The sequence below is a fragment of the Limnobacter sp. genome (assembly GCF_036846585.1).
Classification (GTDB): Bacteria; Pseudomonadota; Gammaproteobacteria; order Burkholderiales; family Burkholderiaceae_B; genus Limnobacter.
This window is the reverse complement of record NZ_DAIUBR010000011.1, coordinates 49,503-72,056: the sequence shown is the minus strand read 5'-3', so window position 1 is coordinate 72,056 and position 22,554 is coordinate 49,503. Positions and strand designations below refer to the sequence as shown.

Genomic DNA, 22,554 nt, shown 5'->3' with positions numbered 1-22,554 from the left:
GCCCTGGTCATGGTGACCTTGGTGAAAGATTACGGTTTGCAATACCTGCTGGTTGCTACCTTGCTAACCGGGGTGCTGCAAATTATTGCCGGTCTGCTGCAACTGGGCAAACTGATGCGATTCGTATCAAGGTCTGTCATCACCGGCTTTGTGAACGCTTTGGCCATTCTTATTTTCATGGCGCAACTTCCAGAACTGGCCAATGTAACCTGGCATGTGTACGCCATGGTTGCCGCAGGCCTGGGCATTATTTACCTGCTGCCCTATGTAACAAAATCCGTGCCCTCCCCCTTGGTGGCCATTGTGGTGTTGACTGCATTCAGCCTTGCAGTGGGGCTTGATATTCGCACGGTGGGCGACATGGGCGAGCTGCCCGATTCATTGCCCGTGTTCCTGCTGCCCGATGTGCCGTGGACCCTGGAAACCTTGAAAATCGTGTTTCCGTTTTCGCTAACCCTGGCTGTGGTGGGTTTGCTTGAATCGATGATGACCGCGCAAATTGTGGACGACCTCACCGACACACCCAGCGACAAAAACCGCGAATGCGTGGGCCAGGGCGTGTCGAACATTGCCGCAGGCTTTTTGGGTGGCATGGCAGGTTGCGCGATGATTGGGCAGTCTGTAATCAACGTGAAGTCAGGCGGCCGTGGACGCTTGTCCACGCTGTGTGCTGGCGTATTTTTACTGATCATGGTGGTGTTCATCGGCGATTATGTGGCCATGATCCCCATGGCTGCCTTGGTGGCGGTCATGATCATGGTGTCGATCGGTACATTCAACTGGGCGTCCATTCGCAACCTGCGTGAACATCCGAAAAGCTCCAGCATCGTGATGCTGGCCACCGTCGCAGTGACAGTGGGTACCCACGATTTGGCGCAAGGCGTGCTGGTGGGTGTTTTGTTGTCGGGCTTCTTCTTTGCCAACAAGGTGGGGCGAATTCTGCGCGTGCAATCGAGCACCCAGAACGAAGGCCGCAACCGCACCTACCTTATTTCGGGTCAGGTGTTTTTTGCATCCGCTGAAACTTTCATCAATTCTTTCGACTACAAGGAAGTGATTGATGAAGTAACGATTGACGTCAGCCGCGCGCACTTCTGGGACATCACCGCTGTCAGCGCACTGGACAAAGTGGTCATTAAATTCAAACGCGAAGGCACGGACGTGAACGTGATAGGCATGAATGAGGCCAGCCGAACACTGGTCGACAAATTCGCCATTCACGACAAAGACGATGCGCTTGAACGCATGGCCGCACACTGAGGAGCATGAACATGGATGAACGCAAAATTGTTGCCTGTGTGGACCGCTCCGGGTATTCAACTGCAGTGGCGGACTGCGCAAGCTGGGTGTCCAGACAAATCAAGGCACCTGTGGAATTTCTGCATGCCATTGACCGCCATCTGGAACAGGGTTCCGGCGAAGACCACAGCGGCACGATCGGGTTTGATGCCCAGGAAAACCTGCTGAACAAGCTATTGAGCAGCGACAGTGAAAAAACAAAACAGGCCCGAGACCAAGGCCGCCTGTTTCTCAATGAACTGCGGGAACGCGCGCTGGGCAATGGTGTGGCACAAGCGGACTCCCGGCTTCGGCACGGCACACTGGTGAACTGCCTGCTTGAGCTTCAGGACGAAACTCGAATTGCCATCATTGGCAGACGTGGTGAAACTTCAGTGGCTTCAAACCGAGACATTGGCCGCACCTTTGAAGCGGCCGTGCGTGCACTGAATAAACCTGTGTTGGGTGTCCACGAAGAATTCAAGATCCCGGAGCGCTTTCTGTTTGCATTTGACGGCAGCGCAGTCAGCAAACGTGGCGTGGATACCCTGCTTCAAAGCCAACTGTTCAAAGGATTGAAAGGCACCTTGCTGATGTGTGGCGAGAAAAGTACCAGTGGCATCAAACTGCTGGAAGAAGCCGCACGAACCTTGAGCGATTCGGGCATACCCACCGAGTTCAATCAGGTGCAAGGCGATGTGGTCACGCAAATGGTGAAGGGGCTGGAAATTCATCAAGCCGACATGTTGGTGATGGGCGCTTACACTCACTCGCCTTTGCGCAAATTATTTTTCGGCAGCAAAACCGAAGACATGCTTCGGGCCACCAAAGTGCCTGCATTGTTGTTACGCTGAGAAAAGGCTGACTGGGTGTAGGTCTGGAACAGCTCTTGCATCATTCACGGCAAACCCACACTGGAATTTGCCATGAATGAACTTGATGCCGCCCTTCTCGGCCTGCTGATCAAAGATTCCCGCTTGTCATTTGCAGACATTGCACGGCAAACGCATTCAATGTGCCCATGCACAGGGCTGTGGGCACTGCCGCAGCCATTGGCATGGTGATTAGCATTCCCGGTGCAATCGGGTTTTTACTCAATGGCTGGAACGTTGAAAATACGCCACCATTGACCATTGGCTACATCAATTTGATTGGCTTTGCACTGATTGTGCCCATGACCATGTGGATGGCCCCGGTAGGTGCCCGCATGGCCAACGCCACCACGGCAGCGCGCCTGAAACTGGCGTTTGCATGTTTTCTGTTCATCACCGCCGTGCGCATGTTTTACGGCGTGTTGGCTTAAGCAATACAAGGGAGTTAACAAAAAATGATTCACACCAAACGCGCACTTGGCGGCGTATTTGTAGCGCCCCACCATCTGGCCGCACAGGCAGGTCACGATGTGTTGAAAGAAGGTGGCAACGCTGCAGAAGCCATGATCGCCGCCGCCGCTGCAATTGCAGTGGTGTACCCACACATGAACTCGATTGGTGGCGACGGTTTCTGGTTACTCAGCGAACCCGGCAAAGCACCCGTTGGTATTGATGCCTGTGGGAAAGCTGCAGCAAAAGCCACACGTGCTTTTTATACCGAACAGGGTTTTGATGCCATTCCCAACCGCGGGCCTTTGGCTGCGCTCACCGCAGCGGGCACTGTGGGTGGATGGATCAAGGCACAAGAATTGGCCACACAATGGGGCGGCAAATTGCCTTTAAGCCGATTGCTTGAAAATGCTGTAGTGCATGCACGCAAGGGTGTGGCGGTCAGCAGCAGCCAGGAACGTTTAACCCGCGTGAAGTTTGATGAGCTTTCAACCGCACCTGGTTTTGCAGACCATTTGCTGATGCAAGGCCAAGTGCCGCTTGAAGGCAGCGTGCTGAAACAAGGCACCTTGGGCGACACCTTGGCGCGCATGGGGCAAGTGGGGCTGGACGACTTTTACCGCGGTGAACTGGCCCAGGCCATGGCCGACGATTTGACCCGCGTGGGCAGCCCGTTAACGCTGGCTGACCTGAATAATCACCACGCGCAATTTGTAACACCGCTACAAACCGAGTTGAACAACAGCACGATCTACAACATGACACCGCCTACGCAGGGCATGGCCTCGCTGATGATTCTTGGCATGTTCGACACGCTTGGCGTGCAGCAGGCCGACGGGTTTGATTACCTGCACGGCATGGTGGAAAGTACCAAGCAGGCCTTTCTGGTGCGCGACCGCTATTGCACCGACCCGGCCTACATGACAGTAAACCCCAGCGACTTTTTAAGCCGTGAAGCACTGGCTGGGCGCGCGAAAAAAATCGACATGAAACGCGCCCTGCCCTGGCCACAAGACCCTTGGCAAGGCGACACCATCTGGATGGGCTGCATTGACAGCGAAGGCCGCACAGCAAGCTTCATTCAAAGCGTGTTCTGGGAATTTGGTTCGGGCGTGGTGTGCCCCTCAACCGGTGTGATGTGGCAAAACCGGGGCATCAGTTTTTCATTGAAAGAAGACGCATTGCACCGCCTTGAACCGGGGCGCAAACCCTTCCACACCTTGAACCCCGCCATGGCGCGTTTTAAAGATGGCCGCAGCATGGTGTACGGCACCATGGGTGGTGAGGGCCAGCCGCAAACACAGGCCGCCGTGTTCAGCCGCTACGGCTTGTTCAACCAGCCTTTGCAAACTGCGGTAACTGCGCCACGCTGGCTGCTGGGCCGCACCTGGGGCGAACAAAGCACCTCCTTGAAACTGGAAAGTCGTTTCGATGCCGCGCTTGTTGCGCAACTGCGCGATGCAGGCCATGTGCTGGAAGTGTTACCGGAAAATTTCAGCGACACCATGGGCCACGCCGGTGCAGTGGTGCGCCACCCCAACGGCATGATGGAAGGTGCAGCCGACCCACGTTCGGATGGCTCAGTGGCGTGTGTTTAAGGTGCCGTAATTAGAAGCATTGCTCTTAAAACAACCGTGCCACATGCACGAAGTGTTGTTAATCTAATCATTCCAGTTCACAACATGAAGGAGTACGGACCATGGCAGATCTTGAACACTACAAGGCCAAACTGAATGCTCAACTGGACGAGTGGAAAGCCGATCTCGACAAAATGAGAGCAAAAGCAGACAGCAAGTCCGCAGATGCCAGAAAAGAAATGAACGAATCAATTGATACGCTGGAATCCAAACTGGCGCAAGGTCGTTCGAAACTTGAAGAACTGAGAGGTGCCAGCACCGAGGCGTTCGAAAGCATGAGGGCAGGCGCAAACAATGCCTGGGACAGCATCAAAGAGGCCTTTGACAAGGCCAAATCGAAGTTCTGACCGCCTTGCTGGCTTACTGCACAAACAATGGATCGTAAGCCTGCAAGTTCAAGGCTGGGGTCGTCAAAGGCCCCAGCGACACCGTTTCTTCGTAAAAAGACTGGCATTCAAACAGACCATTGCCAAACTCGTTTTCCGTGAGAATGTAGCCCAGCGAATTGTGGGTCAGGCCCAGTAACATCATCGGGCTGTCGCTACGTGCGCGTATGCTGTCAGCCATACCCTTAGAGCCTTCGCCCGGAATGGTAACCAATTCCAGCGCCTTGCCGTCGCCCTGCCCCAGCTGAATTCGACTGACAGGTGTTTCGGCGTACAGAGCCACCTGCGGAAAATTCTCGTAGCCAGGAATAGTGGCCGCCAGTTCCTCGCCCAATGGCGTGAAGTTGTAATAACCATTGAAACTGCGCAAGCCACCGGCGGCCACAAACAAGGGGTTGGTCACAGGCAAAAATGCGGTGGCGTGATTCACCAACAAACCACCACCTACTGCTTGCCGCTTGCTCAAGGCGTTCATCGCCGCTTGAGCCACTGCCACTCCCATGGCATTGGCACGCTCATAGGGGTCTTCTGCGGTGGGTGCGCGAGGCGAGGAATCGGCGATGGCGCCGTTGTAATACAACACCGTGGAATCAAAGTTTTGCTCCAGGGTACGCAAGGCACCGCCCACCCAGTCGGTGTGTACCAGGCGGTTGCTGGAACCCAGCACGGTGGGGTGCGCAGAGTAATTCAACACCGAACCCAACACATCACCGCGCGCGGTGCGGGCCTGCAACAGGGTCATGGTGGGGTCAGGCATGCGGGAATCGTCCGGGTCACAACGCCGGAAGTTATTCAACCGGGCATCGCCTTCAAGCACAGTTTGAGCAAAATCGACATACGCAGCCTGAAGATTTGCAACAGCCTCTGCTGTTGCCTGTGCAGCCAGTTGGTACAGCCCACCTTGCAAGGCTGGGTCGCAAGCCTGCGACGGGTCGGCTTTTTCACAATGCAGCCAGCTGGCTGGCACACCGCCCCACAGGCCTTGCAGGTCAGCGCCAGAATGGGTGTGTGTTTGGGCAAACAGCACATTGTTGGGCGGCACATTTGCAGCGTGCGCAACGGCAGCTTTCAAACGGTTTTGGATCACGTTGCCCGCACCAATTGCATCGATGGTGACGAACACGACACGGCTTGAAGGTGTGGCTTGATCCTCCAGTACAAACACCCGAACAAATGTGCCATCGCCGATGCCGTTGGCAGGTGGCCCGCCAATGTCGAAATTCACCACATCGCTCGGGCCATTGAACGCAAAACCACCATACCCGCCCAGGTTGAACTGTTGAAGCTTGCCCACAACAGGCGTGTCGCTGCTCATCACGCCCTGAATTTGCGCCGGGGTGGGGTCGATGCTTCGCTTGGCTGACGCTGCCCGAAACTGTGAAGTATCAAGCAAGTTGGGATTTCCGCCACCATTGCCACCACCGTTGCCGGGGCGCGAATTGTCCCCCGCGAAAGGACTTCCCGCAGCCATCACTTGCGTGCCCGAACCATTGGCAACTTCGTCGCCGGTGCCCATGCATGCCGACAAGAACACGCTCGCCAACACCACACTCCATTGAACTGTTTTCATTGCAGCCATTGCCTTATTTCAATGCAGGGTTAAAACCCCGCGATGTGCACGGCATTCCGTTGCACACATCAATCAACGCACCCTGTTTTTTCAGGAAAGCGGCTTTCATGTCCATGTTCTTTTCTTCATTGCGCGGGTGACCATGCGGGTCGGCACCGTAGCCTGTTGCCATGGGCCGGTTGTCCAGTGGTGGCGGCGCGCTGCCGTTGGGGTTCAAGGAACCGTCGGCATTGGTCATGGGGCCGCTGTCCCACACGGTTAAAGCGTTGCCCGCGTGCGGGTGTTTTTTGATACAGGGCAAGCCGAAATATGGATGGTCATCCGGGTGTCTTCGTCCGAAGGACACATTCGGAAACTGCTCCTGCTCGGCGCGCACTGCGGGGTGAGCCTGTTTCAACACAGCACGCCCACGTTGTGGCGAAGGCCCACCCACCACTGCCGGGCATTGCAAAGGGGCTTCAATGGTTCTCGCCATGATCTCGGCGGTGTTCATGTACACCTGGTGATCGGCAAATGCCGGAATCAACAGCACGCGTTTGTTCAGCCGTGTACCCGGCAGTTCCTTGCCGGGGGCCAGGCTCCAGGCATAGCCATTGTTCTCGCCGCGGTCCCACAGCATTTGAATCAGCGACAAAATAAACTGCTGGTCCAGCGAAGCGGGGTACGATTCATAAAACGCAGGTGCATAGGGCGCGAAATCGACTGAACGCTGCAGCAAGGTTGAATAGGCCATGCCCGGCACACCCAAAGTGGCCGCCTGAATGTCGGGCGATATGGCGGTAACCGGGCCGCCGTTGATGCCGCCTTGCGAATTGCCGTCATAGAACAGCTCACTGCGGTCAATCAAACACTTGCCGTCTTTCTGGAAGGCGGGGTGCGTGCAAAAACCATTCTCGGAAATCATGGCGCGACCCCGCATGGTGAAGTGCAGAAAGCCTTGCTGCAATCGGTCTGTCAAACGGGGAAATCCACTGAAATCCGTCAGCATCAACACCGTATTTGCAATGTCGCCACCGGCAGCATCCCAAAGCGGATCGTACTTGCGGTTGTCGTTTTGATCATCGGGTAGATTGCCTGTGGCCAGGCCTGCCCAGTCCACCATGCAGAACAGGAAATTGTGCCGCTCGGCCATCACGCGCACATTCAAATCATAGGTGTTGCCCTCGTCGCGCGAACCCAGCAAACCATGGCCATAAAGTGACGCACGCGCGGGTTCGCCCGTGTCAATGCTCTTTCTGGCAATCGAACAAATAAATGGTACGCTGGCATTTGGTGTCAGCGGGTTGCGCTGGGGCAATTCCGTGGCGGGGCTTCCCGTGGGCACCAAGGGATAGTTGTAGGTGCCGCCCGACAAACAATTCGGGCTGTTCAGGAAACAGGGCACATCGATGTGCCCGCGAATGCGCCGTGCGGTAATGTCCGTGGCCGAGCCATTTTCAGGATTATCGACAATCGCGTCAATTGTAAAGTTGGGCGATTTGTTCGCCGTGGCGTCAATGGATTGATCACGAATGTGCAGCACACGCTCGGTCAAGTTGCGCCCGGAAGCCACAGTGAAGTCCCAGGCCAGGTACAGATTTTCCCGTTCAACACCGGCCAGACCCAGCACACTGAAAATATTCTCCATCAAGGGCTTGCGGGCGTTTTGGGTGGCGCTGGCCAAAGGCAGCCCGTCCCTGTAGGCCTTGAACACCGCAGTGGGCTCGATGGTTTCACCTGCGCTGTTCTTCAAGTTGCGCAAGGCAACAATGTAACGGCGACCTGGCTCCAGGTTTTTCGCCACGCGAACAATCAACGCGGGGCCAGGGTCTGCTGTGGGCGAATTCAGTTGCCCTTGGGTGATGTTGGCATCCAGTTCAGCCCAAACCAGTTGTTTTTTCAGGGTTAGCGTGTCGATCAGCACAATCGGTTGATCGCGCTGCAAACTGGCTTCAATGTTGGTGATGGGCACTGCGCCTGTTCTCTGTAAATCCAGGCCGGGCACTCGAGTCAGTATGGGTTGCCCAGGGGAAAAACCGTCGTTGCGGTTCCAGTCGGTGGGGTCAATTGGTTTGCCCAGAATGTTTTTCGGCATGGCCAGAACATTCAGATTGACCCGCATTTTTGTGTCGGTTTGCGAATCGGCCGTCGTGAAATAATTGTTCGGGAACGGGAACAAACAGTACACAGGGTCCAGGGGATCGCAACGCTCGGCACCCGCAGGAGGTGTGCCCGTTCCAGCAGGTTCGGTCCGCACAGGCTGGGCGCGGATGAACAAGGTTTCTTCCTCGGACCCTTCACCAATGTCTACAGGTGCTGCATCGGGCAATGTTTCGCTTGGCGAAATTGCTGTCGGGCTTCCCGCAAGTGAGGAATCCGATTCATCCATGCACCCGGCCAATGCAAGCACCCAAGCCAATACAATGGCTCCACCCCAATTTATTTTTCTCATGTCTCTCTCTTTTTTGGTTTGGGGTCTTGTGCCAGCCCCTTAAGTTACATTACTGTAACTAAAGATTAGATGATGAAGACATGTCTCGTCTAGTGTAGTTTTTCCATTGCAAATTCAATGAGTTTCTTATGCTGAAAAAAGTACAAACCCGCATGAAGCCGGAAGATCGCGAACGCCAGCTGATCGATGTAGCGCAGCGCATGTTCATTGAACGGGGTTACCAAGGCACCGCAATGGAAGACATTGCACAGGCTGCGGGCGTAACGCGCCCGGTAGTCTACAAACTGTTCGGCAACAAAGATGGCATTTACCTGGCTTGTTTGAACAAGGCACGTGAAGTGCTGAACAGCTACATCATTGAATACGCCATGAAAAGACAAGGACTTGAAGGCCGATTAAAAGGCGGGATCGAAGGTTATTTCTCGTTTGTGGAAAATGAACAAGACACCTTTCGCTTTCTCTACGACAGCGGTGCCGCAGTGGCGGGCCCGGCGGCCGAAGCGGCAACCAAATTGCGGTTCGACACGGTGGCCCGGATCGCCCTGTTGATTCAGGACTTGAAAAGCGTTGTGTCAGATGAAGAAATTATTGCCACGGCCCACGCCCTGTCGGGCGCAGGTGAGCAATTGGCCAAATGGTGGCTGACCCAAGTCGGGGTGCCAAAAACCAGGGTGGTCAACACCATGTTTAATCTGCTTTGGGCGGGCCTGGGTCAGCACAAACTTTGAATGTCAGGGCGCAGGTGCGCTCGACAAATCAAAGTTGTTGGTAATCACTTCCCGAGGCGCTTCCGTGGTGCCAACATACCCCGGATCAAAGTTGGCTGGCGCGGTTTGCTCAACTGGTGCAGCGTCCACAGGCTCGGCCACAGCAACCACCGTGTACTGCCCTTCGACCGCCGTATCAATCGCATAATTGAAAGTGCCGTTTGGTGTGTAAGGGGCCACCTCTGGCGCATCCACGGTCAGAAAGTCAAACAGATACGGGGCCGTGTCGCCCATGCCGGTTACGTTGCCATTTGTATCAAAAGTTTCAAACGACAACTGCGCTGAATCGACAACCACCGTGGTTCCCACGGACAAGGTCTGTGTAATGTCCACGAAAGTGGCAGGCTTGGTTGCGTCGGTGTTGGTCACCGTGCCATCTGCATCGCCCTGTACCGTTGCAGGCACCAGCACCACTTCGTTTTCATCCACTGCTGTGGTCAAATCAGGATCAAGATTCACCAGTACACCTTCGGGAACAACCACATCGGTAACCACCTTGGTGATAAAACCCTGTGCGGTCACCACCAGATCGTAAGTACCCGGGGGAACTTGAGAAAGAATGAAATTGCCGTTTTCGTCCAGATTGGTGGATTCGATCGGCGCAGTGGAACGGAACAACTCACCATTTTGTTGAAGGGAAATACTGACGCCCTCGGGCACCAGCGCATCGGCCACAGAACCACGAACGCCCGATGAAAGACGTGGAATTGCGCTTAGTACTGGTTTCAGCAGGTAGTTGCCAGATCCACCGGCCTCTACCACGGATTTGCATGCGTCGAAATCGATCAACAGGTCAGCAACCTGGCCTTGCGCCACATCAATGCCCACATTGATTTTCACACCGCTTTGCTGACCACTCGGAGTTTTCAGATCCTCGGTTCCACCTGCACTGAACACCACATGGTTGGGTGCAAGCGCCGGGTCCGCATCGGGATCAAAATCAATGTCAGCGGGATCCGCGGTGGCGTTGTCCACCAACACAAAGCGAACCTGCTGAACACGCCCCACAGGCAAGGTTACTTCGCCCAACTCTTCGATCACCCCGTTTTGCAAATTCAACAAATCGATTTGACGAGGCCGATCCAGCACCACTTCTGACCAGCCACTGCCATCGGGTTCCGCGTTGGCACTGTTGTTTACCCGAATGCGATCGACCGTTACGAAAACATTGTCGTAACCACAGGCTGGTGCATCGGTCATGGCTGTGCGCAATGTGCCTGTTCCCCCGGAATCACCCCCACCGCCACAGGCCGCTACAAAGAGAGCGGCACAGGTGGCCGCCAGGGTGGATCGAATGAAATTTTTCCTTTTTGTCATCGCTATCTCCTTGAATGCCCAACTAATATCTTTAAAAAAATTCGGGCGACCTACGTCTAACGGATACTAGGCATGAGTGGTATACACGGCGAATTGAGAATCGAACTGTTTATCGCACCGCACAATCCAAGTGCACACTGGGCTGAATAAATGTGATTTGATCACTTTAACAAGTAGAAAATCATGAACAGGCCGTGCTGCAGCTCACTCAATGGAAACCCCACACTTGCTACTTTTTCCTTTCACATTAGGGACTTGGTGGATGTTCCACTGCCCCATCAATCAATAGCAAAAAACTATTTACATTATTTCTCAATAATATTTTGCAATCGCACAATTTATTGGTTAAAATTGCTTTGAATTAATTTACTGACTGTTCATTAACTTTTTGGAGGACTTCAAATGTCTCTGATCAATACCGCAATCAAGCCTTTCAAAGCCACCGCCTTCTGGAACGGCAAAGAAATTCAACTGACAGAAGCCGATGTGTTGGGCAAATGGTCTGTTTTCTTCTTCTACCCAGCCGACTTCACCTTCGTGTGCCCCACAGAATTGGGCGATCTGGCTGACCAGTACGAAGAACTGAAAGCCATGGGTGTGGAAGTGTTCTCTGTGTCTACCGACACCCACTACACACACAAAGCCTGGGCTGACGCTACCGAGACAATCGGCAAAATCCGCTTCCCAATGATCGGCGACCCCACAGGTCAAATCACTCGCAACTTCGGCGTGATGATTGAAGAAGAAGGTTTGGCACTGCGCGGCACATTCGTGCTCGACCCACAGGGCGTCATCAAAGTGATGGAAGTGCACGACCTGGGCATTGGCCGTGACGCATCCGAGCTGAAGCGCAAGATCCAAGCCGCTCAGTACATCGCCAAAAACCCTGGCCAGGCTTGCCCTGCCAAGTGGAAAGAAGGCGACGCCGCTTTGACTCCGTCACTGGACCTGGTTGGCAAGATCTAAAGAAAAAAACCGCTCCCCACAAGGGAGCGGTAAATGGTACAAAAACAGCCCAGAAACATCCCAAGAACACCCCCGGAGTACCCCATGCTCGACGCAAACATCAAACAACAACTGAAGACCTATCTGCAAATGCTGCGCCACCCCATTGAGTTGGTGGCCTCGCTGGACAACAGCGACAAAGCGCGCGATATGGAACAGCTGGTGCAAGAAATCGCTGAGTGTTCAAACCAGGTGTCTGTGCGCCTGGACGGCGACAACAACCTGCGCCCTTCCTTCTCGATTGCCAAAAAAGGCGAAGAAGGCCGTGTGCGCTTTGCCGGTTTGCCCATGGGCCATGAATTTACGTCACTGCTGCTTGGCCTGCTGCATGTGGGCGGTCACCCACCCAAGGTGGAAGAAGATTTGATCGAACAAATCAAGGGCTTGCAGGCACCCGCCAATGGCGGTCATTTTGAAACCGTGATTTCACTGAGCTGCCACAACTGCCCTGATGTTGTACAAGCATTCAACACCATTGCCGCACTGAACCCGGCCTTTAGCCACACCATGATTGATGGCGGTATGTTCCAGCCACTCGTGGAGCAGCGCAAGGTAATGGCTGTGCCCACCGTGTTTCAGGGAACCCAGGGCAACAGCACAGAGACATTTGGCTCAGGCCGCATGACCCTTGAAGAAATTGTTGCAAAACTGGACACTGGTGCTGCTGAAAAAGACGCAGCCAAGCTGAACGCCAAAGGCGAGTTCGATGTGCTGATTGTGGGCGGTGGCCCAGCCGGTGCGGCGGCTGCAATTTATGCTGCACGCAAGGGCGTGAAAACCGGCATTGTGACGGAACGCTTTGGTGGCCAGGTATTGGACACACTCGGCATTGAAAACTTCATTTCAGTGAAAGAAACGGAAGGCCCCAAACTGGTGGCAGCGCTTGAACAACACGTGAAGGAATACGACATCGACGTGATGAACCTGCAGCGCGCCAAAGGCTTGCAAAAGCTGGCCGACGGCAAAGTTGAAGTTGAACTGGAAAACGGTGCAAAGCTGACCAGCAAAAGCATCATTCTAAGTACTGGTGCACGCTGGCGCGAAATGAATGTGCCCGGTGAGGCCGAGTACCGCAACAAGGGCGTGGCCTACTGCCCGCACTGCGACGGCCCCTTGTACAAAGGCAAACGCGTGGCAGTAATTGGTGGTGGCAACAGTGGTGTTGAAGCCGCCATCGACCTGGCCGGTATAGTGAAAGAAGTCACCTTGTTTGAATTCGACACCAAGCTGAAAGCCGATGCCGTGTTGCAGAAAAAACTTCACAGCCTGCCCAATGTGAAAGTGATTTTGAATGCGCTAACCACCGAAGTAAACGGCGACGGCACCAAGGTGTATGGGCTAAGCTACAAAGACCGCGCCACCGATGAAGTGAAACAGCTTGAGCTTGAAGGCATCTTCGTGCAAATCGGATTGCTGCCCAACACCGACTGGCTGAAAGGCACGCTGGAATTGAGCAAGCACGGCGAAGTCGTGGTGGACCACAAGGGCCACACCAGCCTGGAAGGCGTGTTTGCCGCAGGCGACTGCACCACCGCGCCTTACAAACAGATCATCATCGCCATGGGCGAAGGTGCGAACGCTTCACTGGCCGCATTCGATCATTTGATTCGGCAATAAAACAATAGGCCAGCAACCTGGGCAGGTTACTGGCCTTTGTTCATTGATGAACAATCTCGGCTTTCATCCCGTACGCGATGGCCAGCAGCTCCGCTTGCTCTCGCTCACCCACCCCATGCTTCTTCAGTGCAGCCAAAATGTCGTCCAGCACGGCAACAAACTCGGCTTCCGCCACATTCATTCCCGTATGCGCAGCCAGCATGGACATCCCGTCGTATTTCTGCGGCCCACCCGTGCCTTGGCAGATCAGTGCGGTCACCAGGCGAATCAGTTCTTCATCGCTTTTCTTGGCCTGGCTATATCGCGGGCTGACCGCAGGGTTGTTCTGGTGATTTTTTAGAATGTCGGCCACAAAGACTTTTATCTTTGCCTCGCCGCCCAAACGCTCGTACAAACTGGCTTCGCTCATGTCTCTCTCCCTTTTGTGACTCCTGCCCGTTGAGTTTTTGCACTCCAAAAGTATTTCATCCAACAATAGTTATTGCAACGCTGTTTTTTAATGCAGTAATTCACCAGCGTTTTCCGGCATCTCTGCTACAGTCGAATTCTTCGATAATCATCACGACAAACCATGAAATTGTCCATAGTCATTTTGATCTTGACCGCCTGTCTGCCACTGTTGGGCCAGGCACAAAACAACGACAAAGAAGCGCTTCACCACTGCCTGCTCACCGAACAAGAGGGATTGTCACGTTTCAAAAATCTTGAAAAACGTGCCGATGAACTTCGAGGCACCGAAAAACTGCTGCTGGAGCGCCGCGCCATCCTGGTGAATGACAAACGCGCCATGGATTCAAACAAAGCGGATCCAGAGCAAGCGGCGAAATACAATGAAGCCGTCAGCGTGTTCAATGCCCAAAGCGACCGACTCAATGCTGACAAAGAAAAATTCGAAGCCGATTCTCAGGCTTACCAGAACTGGATGAATACCACGCTGAAACCCTCATGCAGTAAAGGTTTAATACAACCACAGTGAAATTCCTTGCTTATGCCTGCACGCTGTATGCGAAACTTACTACACAAACGTTGATTGTGTTTGCGCTTTTCCCCAACACACAAACAACAACAACTTTGCCGCATGACCTTCCATCCAGCAGTCACTGATGAAAATCGTATCAACACCCTTCTAGCCGGCCCCATTCTGCGTCGCATGCAATGCGACCGCATCACCTTGTGGCTGGCAACTTCCAAACCAGTGCGCTGGCGTTTGTCCCTGTTCCCCAACGGACACGATTCGCAGGTTCATGAACTACGAAGCCATTGCCGCCAACTGAAAGCGGCGCAACGCCTTTACATTCATTTGATTGACCTGCCCCTGGACATGGCATTGCCCGAGAACATTTGGGTGGGGTATGAACTCAGCTTCCAATGCAACGGGCAAGACGAATGGACATCCGTTGCGCAAGAAGCCCCGCATTTGCTCTACCCCGGAAAAAACACCTTGGGCTTTGTGTTGAAAAACAGGCTTGACCATGTGTTGCATGGCTCGTGCCGCAAGCCGCACTTTGCCCGCAAAGAGGACAGCCACGCAGGCGATGGCCTGGCCCGCGCCGACCAGTTGCTGCTTGAAAAAGCCGACAAACCCGCCGAATGGCCCGCGCTGTTGGTGATGGGGGGCGACCAGATTTACACCGACGACGTGGCAGGCCCCATGTTGGTGGCCATTCACAAGCTGATTGAGCAGCTTGACGCGCCAACAGAAACGCTGCCGGGAACCACACTGAGCGACAGCAGTGTGCTGCACCAGCAAAAGCCCCATTACTACACCCGCCATGAACTGCTACCCAAAACCAAAGCCAGCAACGACATTCGCAACGTGCTGTTCACTGGTGTAAAAAAACCCGTGTTCACCACCGACAATGCGCGCAACCACCTGATATCGCTTGCCGAAATCATGGCAATGTACCTGCTGGCCTGGTCGCCGATTCCGTGGCGCTACACCAGCATGCAGCTGCCCAACGCCGTACCCACGGAATTTGCGGATCGCTATGACACCCAGCTGGACGCCATAGAAGAATTCGTCGCAGAACTGGATTGCGTGCACCGGCTAATGGCCCACCTGCCCGTGGCGATGATCTTCGACGACCACGACATTACCGACGACTGGAACCTGAGTGCCGAGTGGGAAGACATTGCCTACGGACAGCCATTTTCACGGCGAATCATCGGCAATGCACTGGTGGCATACCTGGTGTGTCAGGGCTGGGGAAATGCACCGGAAAACTTTTCTGAAGAAATGATGCAACGCTGCGACGAAGCCCTGCAACTACCGGGCGAGGAAATGCACGAAAACCTGATCACGGAATTGATCGATTTTCGCAACTGGCAGTTCACCTGGCACACACAACCGCCGCTGATGGTGATCGACACCCGCACCAACCGGTGGCGTTCTGAAACAAACCCGGCCCACCCATCCGGCCTGATGGACTGGGAAGCGCTTTCAGATTTGCAACAACGGCTGTTGGGCCACGATGCGGTGGTTTTGGTATCGGCGGCCCCCATCTTTGGTGTGAAACTGATTGAAGGCATTCAAAAAGTATTCAACTGGTTTGGCAAACCCTTGATGGTAGACGCCGAGAACTGGATGGCCCACAGTGGTGCGGCCAACACGTTGTTAAATTTGTTCCGGCATGGGAAAACCCCAAAAAACTTCGTCATTCTGTCTGGCGATGTTCACTACTCCTTCGCCTACGAAGTGGAGCTGCGCGGCAAGAAAAACAGCCCGAACATCTGGCAAATCACCAGCAGCGGCCTTCGCAATGAGTTTCCACAAAGATTACTGGATATACTTGACCGAGCAAACCGCTGGCTGTACGCACCTTGGTCGCCCTTGAACTGGTTCACCAAACGCCGAAAAATGCGTATAGTGCCGCGAAAGCCTGACCACAGAAGCCGAGGTGAACGCTTGGTCAATGCGAGCGGTGTGGGCCTGTTGAGCCTGAGCCCTGACGGGGTGCCGTTGCGAATTGCTCAACTGACAGCAGATGGCGATGTGGTCCAATTTCATCAAAGAATAGACGAGGAAGCGCACTAAGAATCATGAGTCAAGCCAGTGTGCTGCGGTTGTTGTTGCTGTCCATGATCTGGGGCTCCTCATTCGTGTTCTACAAAATCGCATCCGCTGAAATGGCCGCCACTTTGATGGCCGCTTTGCGTGTGGCTTTCGGTGCGCTTTTCCTGGGCATTTTGTTCGCCGTTCTCAACAAAAAAACCCAGGTGGCCAAACGCTGGAAGCTGATCGCGGCCATATCCGTATTCGCGGCAGCCCTGCCTTTCACACTGGTGGCTTACGCATCGCAAACTGTCACCGCATCAATACTTGTCATTGTCAACGCCACGGCACCCATCTGGGCTGCCCTGGTTGCCCTGATCTGGACGCGCACCGTGCCATCCCCAATGGCTTTGCTCGGCCTTGTGCTGGGTTTGTTGGGCGTGGCAATTATCGTGGGGCTGGACACCACCACACTGAACACCGAGGGCACGGGCCTGGGCATTGCAGCCGCACTGGGCGCAGCAGCCTGTTACGGCATTGCCACCAACATGGCCAAGTACCTGGGCAGCGACATTGATCCACTGACCAACGCATTTGGCTGCCTGCTCATGGGCTCAATCATTTTGCTGCCGTTTGTTCCGCTGAACCTGCCCGATCAAATGCCGGGCCTGAGCAGCTGGCTGGCCATTCTCGGCGTGGGTGTGCTGTGCAGTGGCGTGGCTTACCTGCTCTATTTCAGGTTGGTGATGGACATTGGCCCCACTTCCGCATTGACAGTCACTTTTCTGACACCTGTTTTCGGTGTGCTGTGGGGCCACCTGTTTCTCAATGAAATTGTCGGCTTGCACACGCTGGCCGGTGGCTTGGTGGTGCTGGCAGGTACTGCCTTGGCTGCAATGTATGGCCTGCAAAAACCGCAAGAGGTTGCGCAAGTGGTTGCGCTCGACTAGCGGGTCAGCACCACGCTTTGGCAGTCCATTGAATCCACGTTCACAGTGACCGTATTCAAATTCACGCCCAACACTTGCAACAAACCATCAAGAATGTCACCGACAGCAGTCAAGATCGGGCGCAACGCAGGCTCAAGCACCACCAAAAGAGTATCAACCAAACCGTTGACAGCCCCAGTGATCAAAGGCCCGACCAATGGCAGATCCACCTGCAGGTTCAGCCCTGTATTGCCAAGCAGATTGCCCAAGGTTTGCCCCACGCTCAAACCCACGGTTTGACTGAAGGGTGCCGCCCCGTCGAACCCTTGGCGAACCGGGTCAGAACGCAAACTGGTCTGCGCCGCCAAGGTGACCCCGGCATCCACCAAACCCAGAAAGTTCACGTCAAGAATGTCTGCAGGGGAACCGCATTCAAGCGAACCGGTTGTGGTGTGCAAATTGCTGGCGCTGTCAGACACACACACTTCTGCAACAGCAGGCACCACAGTCATCACCATGTTGTTGCTGGCGCGGGGGTATCTGCAGCTTAGCTCATTCACATCTGCAAGGCCGCCAGCCACGCGCAGTTGCAAGCCCAGATCAAGCGCACTGACGCTTACCGTGGGGATGCTGATATTCAAGGGCTGTCGCACCCGCACATCCATTGCCACCTGCGCGGTGCGGGCGGTGGCAATGGGGTCTTTGTACGGTGTTTTTCGACCCACAAACACCTGGGGTGCCTGCAGAATGTACACTTCCACATCCAGGTTCAACAGCCCTGAACTGATGGGCAACACATAGCCCACACCTTCGACAGAATTCAACACCGTGGCATGCGCAAGCTGCCCAAAATTGACCTCCAGCGTGGTGTTGGTTCGACCTGAAAGATCCAGCGCCAGCACATCGCTCAAGGTCACATTCACGCTGTTCAAAGGCCCGCTCAACGCGCTCAACACCCCTTCCACTTCCATTTGCTCCGCTTCGTCGGCGTTGCCCACCACCAGCGCATCTTCAAGCAAACCGAGTGCAGAAATATTCAGGCTCAGCAAATCATTCACATTGGCAACACCCAGTTGCGTGCTCAATTTCAACAAATCCACGCGAATGTCGCTTCCCAGCAAACTGCCCCATTGGGCCACAGTCAAATTCACGGAGCCACCGCCCAGCGAAGTCAGTAAACCATTGAGCAAAGCCGACTGACTGGTGTCCACACTGAGCAAACCCGACGACACGGAACCGACCACTGTCGGGGCCACGGTGGCCTCGGCCAACACGGTCACTTCCCGATTGGGCAAAAATGCAAGCAAGGAACTGACAGGGCGGGTAATGGTGACCCGACTGGTAATTGAATTGGCGCAATCCGCAGAAGGGGTGTTGTCAATGATGCACTGAATCGACATGTCATCGTTCTCGACAACGCCGTTTTCCTGCGCAATGGCAACGGCTTCAAGAAACTGCGGACCGTTGGCCATTTGCCGCGCCGCAGTCAATGCCACCATGTCCGCAATGCCTTGCAGGCGCGCCTTTTCCCAAGCCGTGTGGCCCACCGCCAACACACCCATGGCACCCAGACTCATCATGATCACAAACACCGTGAAGATGGTGTATACACCCCGCTGGCTGCGGAAAACTGTTCGGTTAACCATCGTTGGGCTCGACACGCGTGGTGGATTCAGCCGACAAACTGCCGGGAAGTGGAATGAAAAACGAATTTCCAACAATCGGATTGTTGCTGTAGTTCGGGTAATCCAGACGGACACGCAAACAGGTTGAATCACCGCAGGAAAACGAATTGACCGAGGGAACCACACTGTCACGGAAAGAACCGATATACGCAGGCAACAAGTCCCTCAGCGCATTCTGTGCCAGGTTCTCGTAGTCGGCTTGAGCAAAACCACTTCGATACACCGTGGCCTGTCTGGCGGCTTCGCTGGTGGTGTTGTTCATGATCAACATGGCCCCCAGCAGCACCGAATATTCGACAATTGCGAAGACGACGGTCAACAAAATGGGCAGGGTCAAAACCAGTTCAATCAGCAAGGCACCCGCTTGGCGGAATCTTGGCTTGTGGTTCATGGAATATCCGATCCCGGGTGCGGTGGCTAATCAAAAAGGGTTACCCGGAATATTACCTAATAACTTTACCATTCACCAATGTCATTATTACGATAATCGACGTAAAAAACGGGGACTGCCTCTCGGCAGCCCCCGCTCAAGTACTACGAGGCAAAACTAAAACTGGTTTGGCTAATGTGGCTTAATCGTCCCGACCCCGCCCGTGCTTGCCATGGCCGCCGCCGTGACCACGATTGTCGTGTTTCCAGTGCTTGCCACCGTGGTCACGGGAATCGTGACGGTCATAATCACGGCGATATTCTTTGCGATCATAATGACGCTTGTGGTCCCCGCCACCATAATAATGGTGGCGATGATCGTCGTATCCGCCCCGGTTCACGTAAGTAACGCGGTCACGGTAGATGTATCGCTGCTCAATGTAACGCGGGCTGAAATCGTAGTAATCACGCGACCTCACGAAATACACCGGGCGGGAACACGCACCGTAACGGCCGCAGTAACGACCCCACCTTTTGAGGTGCCCGGGGGGAACGTGCAAATACACCGGCGCGAGAATGCGTGATGGACGGGTCACGATCAGTGGCTCGGCATAAACAAGCGCTGGGTAGTAGCCGTTATCAATATTGACGGAGCCATACACGCCTGGAAGCACTTCTCCACCCACGCCAATTGAAATGCTCACGGCGCTGGCTTTCGTGGGCACCAAGGCCAAGCTCAACAAAACGGCACAACTTGCCGAGAAAATTTTAAGGAATCCGGTTTTCATCACAAATCCTCCTTGCGGTGATGTCAACTAAAACGCAGAGGCTTTCGTTTGGTTGACTCGGAATAAGCAAGCGCACGCGCCTGTTTAACCCTATGATGTACCTTCCCACACACGAGAATGATGGAGAATAAAATGACTAAAACTATGCGCTCAACAGCAATGGCGGTACTACTTAGCTTTTCAAGTAGCTTTATTGTTGCCCCGGTTCATGCAGCAATTGTAAGCACCGAAGAAGCGGTAGTAATGCACCAACAACAGGATCGTTCAGAACTGAAGCAGTTTTTTGACCGGGAAGACATCGCCAAAGCCCTGCAGGCACACGGTGTAAGCCCTGAGGTGGCCAAAGCCCGTGTGGACTCCATGACCGAAGAAGAAGCACAAAAACTGGCCGCCCACATTGATAATGCGCCTGCAGGTGCCGGTATTCTTGGTATATTGTTCACCGTGTTCATTGTTTTGTTGGTAACCGACATTCTTGGCTTGACCAAAGTATTTCCGTTTACCCGATCCGTTCGATGAAATTAAATTTTTCTAGTGCTGCCTGGGCCCGCCTGGCGGGCCCAGCGGTACTTGTAGGGCTGTTGGCAGGTTGTTCACTGCTGCCAACAGTCCCGCAAGACCTCCAAAGTACAGTCCAGACCCAACCATCCGTAGAACTGAAGAATGTGCCGTTTTTCGCACAGGAAGAGTATTACTGCGGACCGTCCACTTTGGCCATGGCGTTGAACCATCAGGGCGAAAAGACTGAACCCGATCAACTTGCAAAGCTGGTGTATCTACCCGGCCGCCAAGGCAGCCTGCAGCTTGAAATGCTTGCCGCACCGCGCCGCATGGGTTATTTGACCTACCAAATCGACCCGCGACTGCCCGCGTTGTTTGACGCATTGAATGCAGGCTCACCCGTTGTTGTGCTGTTGAATCTTTCATTGCAGATTGCACCTCAATGGCACTATGCCGTGGTGGTTGGCTACGATGCAAAGACCAACAACATGATTTTGCGCTCAGGCCCCAAAGAACGTGATCTGATCCCCGTGGCCACTTTCCTGAAATTGTGGGAACGTGCCGAAAACTGGGGGTTCACTGTCATCAAACCCAACCAGGACCCACCGGTTTACACCAGTGCCCAGGGTTATCTGAATTCGGCTGTGGCGCTAGAACGTTCCAGCAAGGAAAAAGCCGAGCTTGCCTATCAGCAAGGCGCAAAAACCTGGCCGAAAGAACCCTGGTTCCATTTCGGACTGGGCAATTTGGCCTACGGTGAAAAAAACTACGTTGAGGCTGAACAACACTACCGCAAGGCAGTGGGCGTTTACCCCGACATGGCCGACGCCTGGAACAACCTGGCAGAAGCCTTGATCAAGCTTGAGCGAAAAAGCGAGGCACGGGCTGCGATCAACAAAGCCATTGCCATAGGTGGAAACCGGGTGACCTCTTACAAAGAAACAGCACAAAAAATTCCGGCGGATTAATGCATCTTGACTGGGCCCAGGCGCTGGGCTTTTTGGCCGCCGTATTGACCACTTTTTCGTTTGTTCCACAGGTGGTTTATTGCTGGAAAACACGCGACACCCGAAGCATTTCTTTGGGCATGTACGCGTGTTTTTGCCTGGGTGTGTTGCTGTGGCTGGTTTACGGCCTCCTGGTTGAACAATGGCCAGTGGTGTTTGCCAATGCAATCACCTTGGCGCTGGCCTCATCCATTCTTTACCTGAAACTGAATCAACGATGATCAAAGCCATTCTGACCGGACACAGCAAAGGGTTGGGCCTTGGAATTGCGCAAAGCTTGTTGGGCAAAGGCCACCCGGTTTTGGGGCTGGCAAGAAGCATCCACGACGAACTTCAACATCAATTCGCGCCCCTTTTGCAGCAGGTCGCCATTGATTTGTCTGAAAACAGCGCACTTGAACACTGGTCAAGCGGCCCGCAGCTGCAAGAATTCATTGAAAACGCAACACTTTTGCTGTTAATCAACAATGCAGGTCTGGTAACGCCAATTGGCCCCTTGCATGCTCAAAATCCACTTGAAATTGCCCGCAGCGTGCAACTGAATGTGACTGCGCCCATGGTGCTGAGCGCAAAGGTGGCCCAGCTGCTGAAAAACGGGCAGCAACTGCGCGTGCTGCATGTATCGAGCGGCGCGGGACGCAGCCCCTACCCTGGCTGGGGCGTGTATTGCGCCACCAAAGCCGCCCTGGATACGCATGCCCAAACCGTGAAACTGGATGGCCAGGCCAATGTGCGTATTTGCAGCCTTGCACCCGGCGTGATCGACACCGGCATGCAAGCGCAAATTCGGGCAACGGACGTGAAGCTGTTTCCCAACAAACAGCGATTCATTGACCTGAACAATGCCGGCGCGCTGACCAGCCCGCAACACACGGGCGATCACTTGGTCAACTACCTGCTGGCCCCAGGGTTCGGCCAGCGTGCAGTAGACGACCTGCGTTCGAACTAAGCCG

23 protein-coding genes are annotated in these 22,554 nt (G+C 54.3%); 16 read left to right on the top strand and 7 right to left on the bottom strand.

What is annotated here, in order from left to right:
* From V7028_RS07210 to V7028_RS07185, 6 genes are all read left to right on the top strand, one after another.
* Positions 1-1,260 (top strand): SulP family inorganic anion transporter (locus V7028_RS07210; protein WP_334119412.1); only part of this gene is annotated, 1,260 nt, incomplete at its 5' end.
* 11 nt (positions 1,261-1,271) lie between these two features.
* Complete coding sequence (locus V7028_RS07205) at positions 1,272-2,132, top strand: universal stress protein (RefSeq protein WP_334119411.1); 861 nt, start codon at positions 1,272-1,274, stop codon at positions 2,130-2,132.
* 72 nt (positions 2,133-2,204) lie between these two features.
* The gene (locus V7028_RS07200; RefSeq protein ID WP_334119410.1) at positions 2,205-2,342 is read left to right on the top strand and encodes an AsnC family protein; all 138 of its coding nucleotides are present in this window, start codon (positions 2,205-2,207) and stop codon (positions 2,340-2,342) included.
* Complete coding sequence (locus tag V7028_RS07195; protein ID WP_334119409.1) at positions 2,336-2,581, top strand: hypothetical protein; 246 nt, start codon at positions 2,336-2,338, stop codon at positions 2,579-2,581. The genes V7028_RS07200 and V7028_RS07195 overlap by 7 nt, the downstream gene beginning before the upstream one ends.
* 24 nt (positions 2,582-2,605) lie before the next feature.
* Positions 2,606-4,198 (top strand): gamma-glutamyltransferase family protein, encoded by a 1,593-nt coding sequence (locus tag V7028_RS07190; protein WP_334119408.1) that lies wholly within the window; start codon positions 2,606-2,608, stop codon positions 4,196-4,198.
* Positions 4,199-4,299: 101 nt separating this feature from the next.
* Positions 4,300-4,584, top strand: coding sequence for a coiled coil domain-containing protein (locus V7028_RS07185; RefSeq protein WP_334119407.1), 285 nt, complete (start codon positions 4,300-4,302; stop codon positions 4,582-4,584).
* 13 nt (positions 4,585-4,597) lie between these two features.
* Here the strand turns inward: V7028_RS07185 and V7028_RS07180 are convergent, their stop codons facing one another.
* Together V7028_RS07180 and V7028_RS07175 are read right to left on the bottom strand one after the other, a co-directional pair.
* Positions 4,598-6,193 (bottom strand): neutral/alkaline non-lysosomal ceramidase N-terminal domain-containing protein, encoded by a 1,596-nt coding sequence (locus tag V7028_RS07180; RefSeq protein ID WP_334119406.1) that lies wholly within the window; start codon positions 6,191-6,193, stop codon positions 4,598-4,600.
* A gap of 13 nt (positions 6,194-6,206) precedes the next feature.
* Positions 6,207-8,624 carry a hypothetical protein gene (locus tag V7028_RS07175; RefSeq protein WP_334119405.1) on the bottom strand — a complete coding sequence of 806 codons (2,418 nt, stop codon included), beginning with the start codon at positions 8,622-8,624 and terminating at the stop codon, positions 6,207-6,209.
* A 128-nt stretch (positions 8,625-8,752) separates the two neighbouring features.
* Between V7028_RS07175 and V7028_RS07170 the strand changes: the two genes are divergently transcribed.
* Positions 8,753-9,352 carry a TetR/AcrR family transcriptional regulator gene (locus tag V7028_RS07170; RefSeq protein ID WP_334119404.1) on the top strand — a complete coding sequence of 200 codons (600 nt, stop codon included), beginning with the start codon at positions 8,753-8,755 and terminating at the stop codon, positions 9,350-9,352.
* 3 nt (positions 9,353-9,355) lie between these two features.
* Here the strand turns inward: V7028_RS07170 and V7028_RS07165 are convergent, their stop codons facing one another.
* Complete coding sequence (locus tag V7028_RS07165) at positions 9,356-10,708, bottom strand: DUF4382 domain-containing protein (protein WP_334119403.1); 1,353 nt, start codon at positions 10,706-10,708, stop codon at positions 9,356-9,358.
* 402 nt (positions 10,709-11,110) lie between these two features.
* Between V7028_RS07165 and ahpC the strand changes: the two genes are divergently transcribed.
* Both ahpC and ahpF read left to right on the top strand, forming a co-directional pair.
* Positions 11,111-11,674, top strand: a complete 564-nt coding sequence (ahpC, locus tag V7028_RS07160; RefSeq protein WP_334119402.1) for an alkyl hydroperoxide reductase subunit C — start codon at positions 11,111-11,113, stop codon at positions 11,672-11,674.
* An 84-nt stretch (positions 11,675-11,758) separates the two neighbouring features.
* Positions 11,759-13,330, top strand: a complete 1,572-nt coding sequence (ahpF, locus tag V7028_RS07155) for an alkyl hydroperoxide reductase subunit F (protein WP_334119401.1) — start codon at positions 11,759-11,761, stop codon at positions 13,328-13,330.
* Positions 13,331-13,370: 40 nt separating this feature from the next.
* Here the strand turns inward: ahpF and V7028_RS07150 are convergent, their stop codons facing one another.
* The gene (locus V7028_RS07150; protein ID WP_334119400.1) at positions 13,371-13,739 is read right to left on the bottom strand and encodes a group I truncated hemoglobin; all 369 of its coding nucleotides are present in this window, start codon (positions 13,737-13,739) and stop codon (positions 13,371-13,373) included.
* Positions 13,740-13,901: 162 nt separating this feature from the next.
* Between V7028_RS07150 and V7028_RS07145 the strand changes: the two genes are divergently transcribed.
* The 3 genes from V7028_RS07145 (at position 13,902) to V7028_RS07135 (ending at position 17,272) form a co-directional block, all read left to right on the top strand.
* Positions 13,902-14,306 carry a hypothetical protein gene (locus tag V7028_RS07145; RefSeq protein WP_334119399.1) on the top strand — a complete coding sequence of 135 codons (405 nt, stop codon included), beginning with the start codon at positions 13,902-13,904 and terminating at the stop codon, positions 14,304-14,306.
* 102 nt (positions 14,307-14,408) lie between these two features.
* A complete protein-coding gene (locus V7028_RS07140; RefSeq protein ID WP_334119398.1) occupies positions 14,409-16,364 on the top strand; it encodes an alkaline phosphatase D family protein in 1,956 nt (651 codons plus the stop codon).
* Between the two features lie 5 nt (positions 16,365-16,369).
* Positions 16,370-17,272 carry a DMT family transporter gene (locus V7028_RS07135; protein ID WP_334119397.1) on the top strand — a complete coding sequence of 301 codons (903 nt, stop codon included), beginning with the start codon at positions 16,370-16,372 and terminating at the stop codon, positions 17,270-17,272.
* On the opposite strand, the gene V7028_RS07130 is transcribed toward V7028_RS07135, so the two are convergent.
* The 3 genes from V7028_RS07130 to V7028_RS07120 form a co-directional block, all read right to left on the bottom strand.
* Positions 17,269-18,897, bottom strand: a complete 1,629-nt coding sequence (locus tag V7028_RS07130) for a hypothetical protein (RefSeq protein WP_334119396.1) — start codon at positions 18,895-18,897, stop codon at positions 17,269-17,271. The two genes, V7028_RS07135 and V7028_RS07130, sit on opposite strands and share 4 nt — an antisense overlap.
* Positions 18,890-19,327, bottom strand: coding sequence for a TadE/TadG family type IV pilus assembly protein (locus tag V7028_RS07125; protein WP_334119395.1), 438 nt, complete (start codon positions 19,325-19,327; stop codon positions 18,890-18,892). Before V7028_RS07125 ends, V7028_RS07130 begins: the two co-directional genes overlap by 8 nt.
* 181 nt (positions 19,328-19,508) lie before the next feature.
* On the bottom strand, positions 19,509-20,093 hold the full coding sequence (locus V7028_RS07120) for a hypothetical protein (protein ID WP_334119394.1): 585 nt from the start codon (positions 20,091-20,093) through the stop codon (positions 19,509-19,511).
* A 132-nt stretch (positions 20,094-20,225) separates the two neighbouring features.
* Here V7028_RS07120 and V7028_RS07115 point away from each other — a divergent pair, with 132 nt between their 5' ends.
* The 4 genes from V7028_RS07115 to V7028_RS07100 are packed head-to-tail and all read left to right on the top strand — an operon-like array spanning position 20,226 to position 22,550.
* Positions 20,226-20,612, top strand: a complete 387-nt coding sequence (locus tag V7028_RS07115) for a PA2779 family protein (protein WP_334119393.1) — start codon at positions 20,226-20,228, stop codon at positions 20,610-20,612.
* Positions 20,609-21,562 carry a PA2778 family cysteine peptidase gene (locus tag V7028_RS07110; RefSeq protein ID WP_334119392.1) on the top strand — a complete coding sequence of 318 codons (954 nt, stop codon included), beginning with the start codon at positions 20,609-20,611 and terminating at the stop codon, positions 21,560-21,562. Before V7028_RS07115 ends, V7028_RS07110 begins: the two co-directional genes overlap by 4 nt.
* Positions 21,562-21,822, top strand: coding sequence for a SemiSWEET transporter (locus tag V7028_RS07105; protein WP_334119391.1), 261 nt, complete (start codon positions 21,562-21,564; stop codon positions 21,820-21,822). The genes V7028_RS07110 and V7028_RS07105 overlap by 1 nt, the downstream gene beginning before the upstream one ends.
* A complete protein-coding gene (locus tag V7028_RS07100; RefSeq protein ID WP_334119390.1) occupies positions 21,819-22,550 on the top strand; it encodes an SDR family oxidoreductase in 732 nt (243 codons plus the stop codon). Before V7028_RS07105 ends, V7028_RS07100 begins: the two co-directional genes overlap by 4 nt.
* Positions 22,551-22,554: the final 4 nt, after the last annotated feature.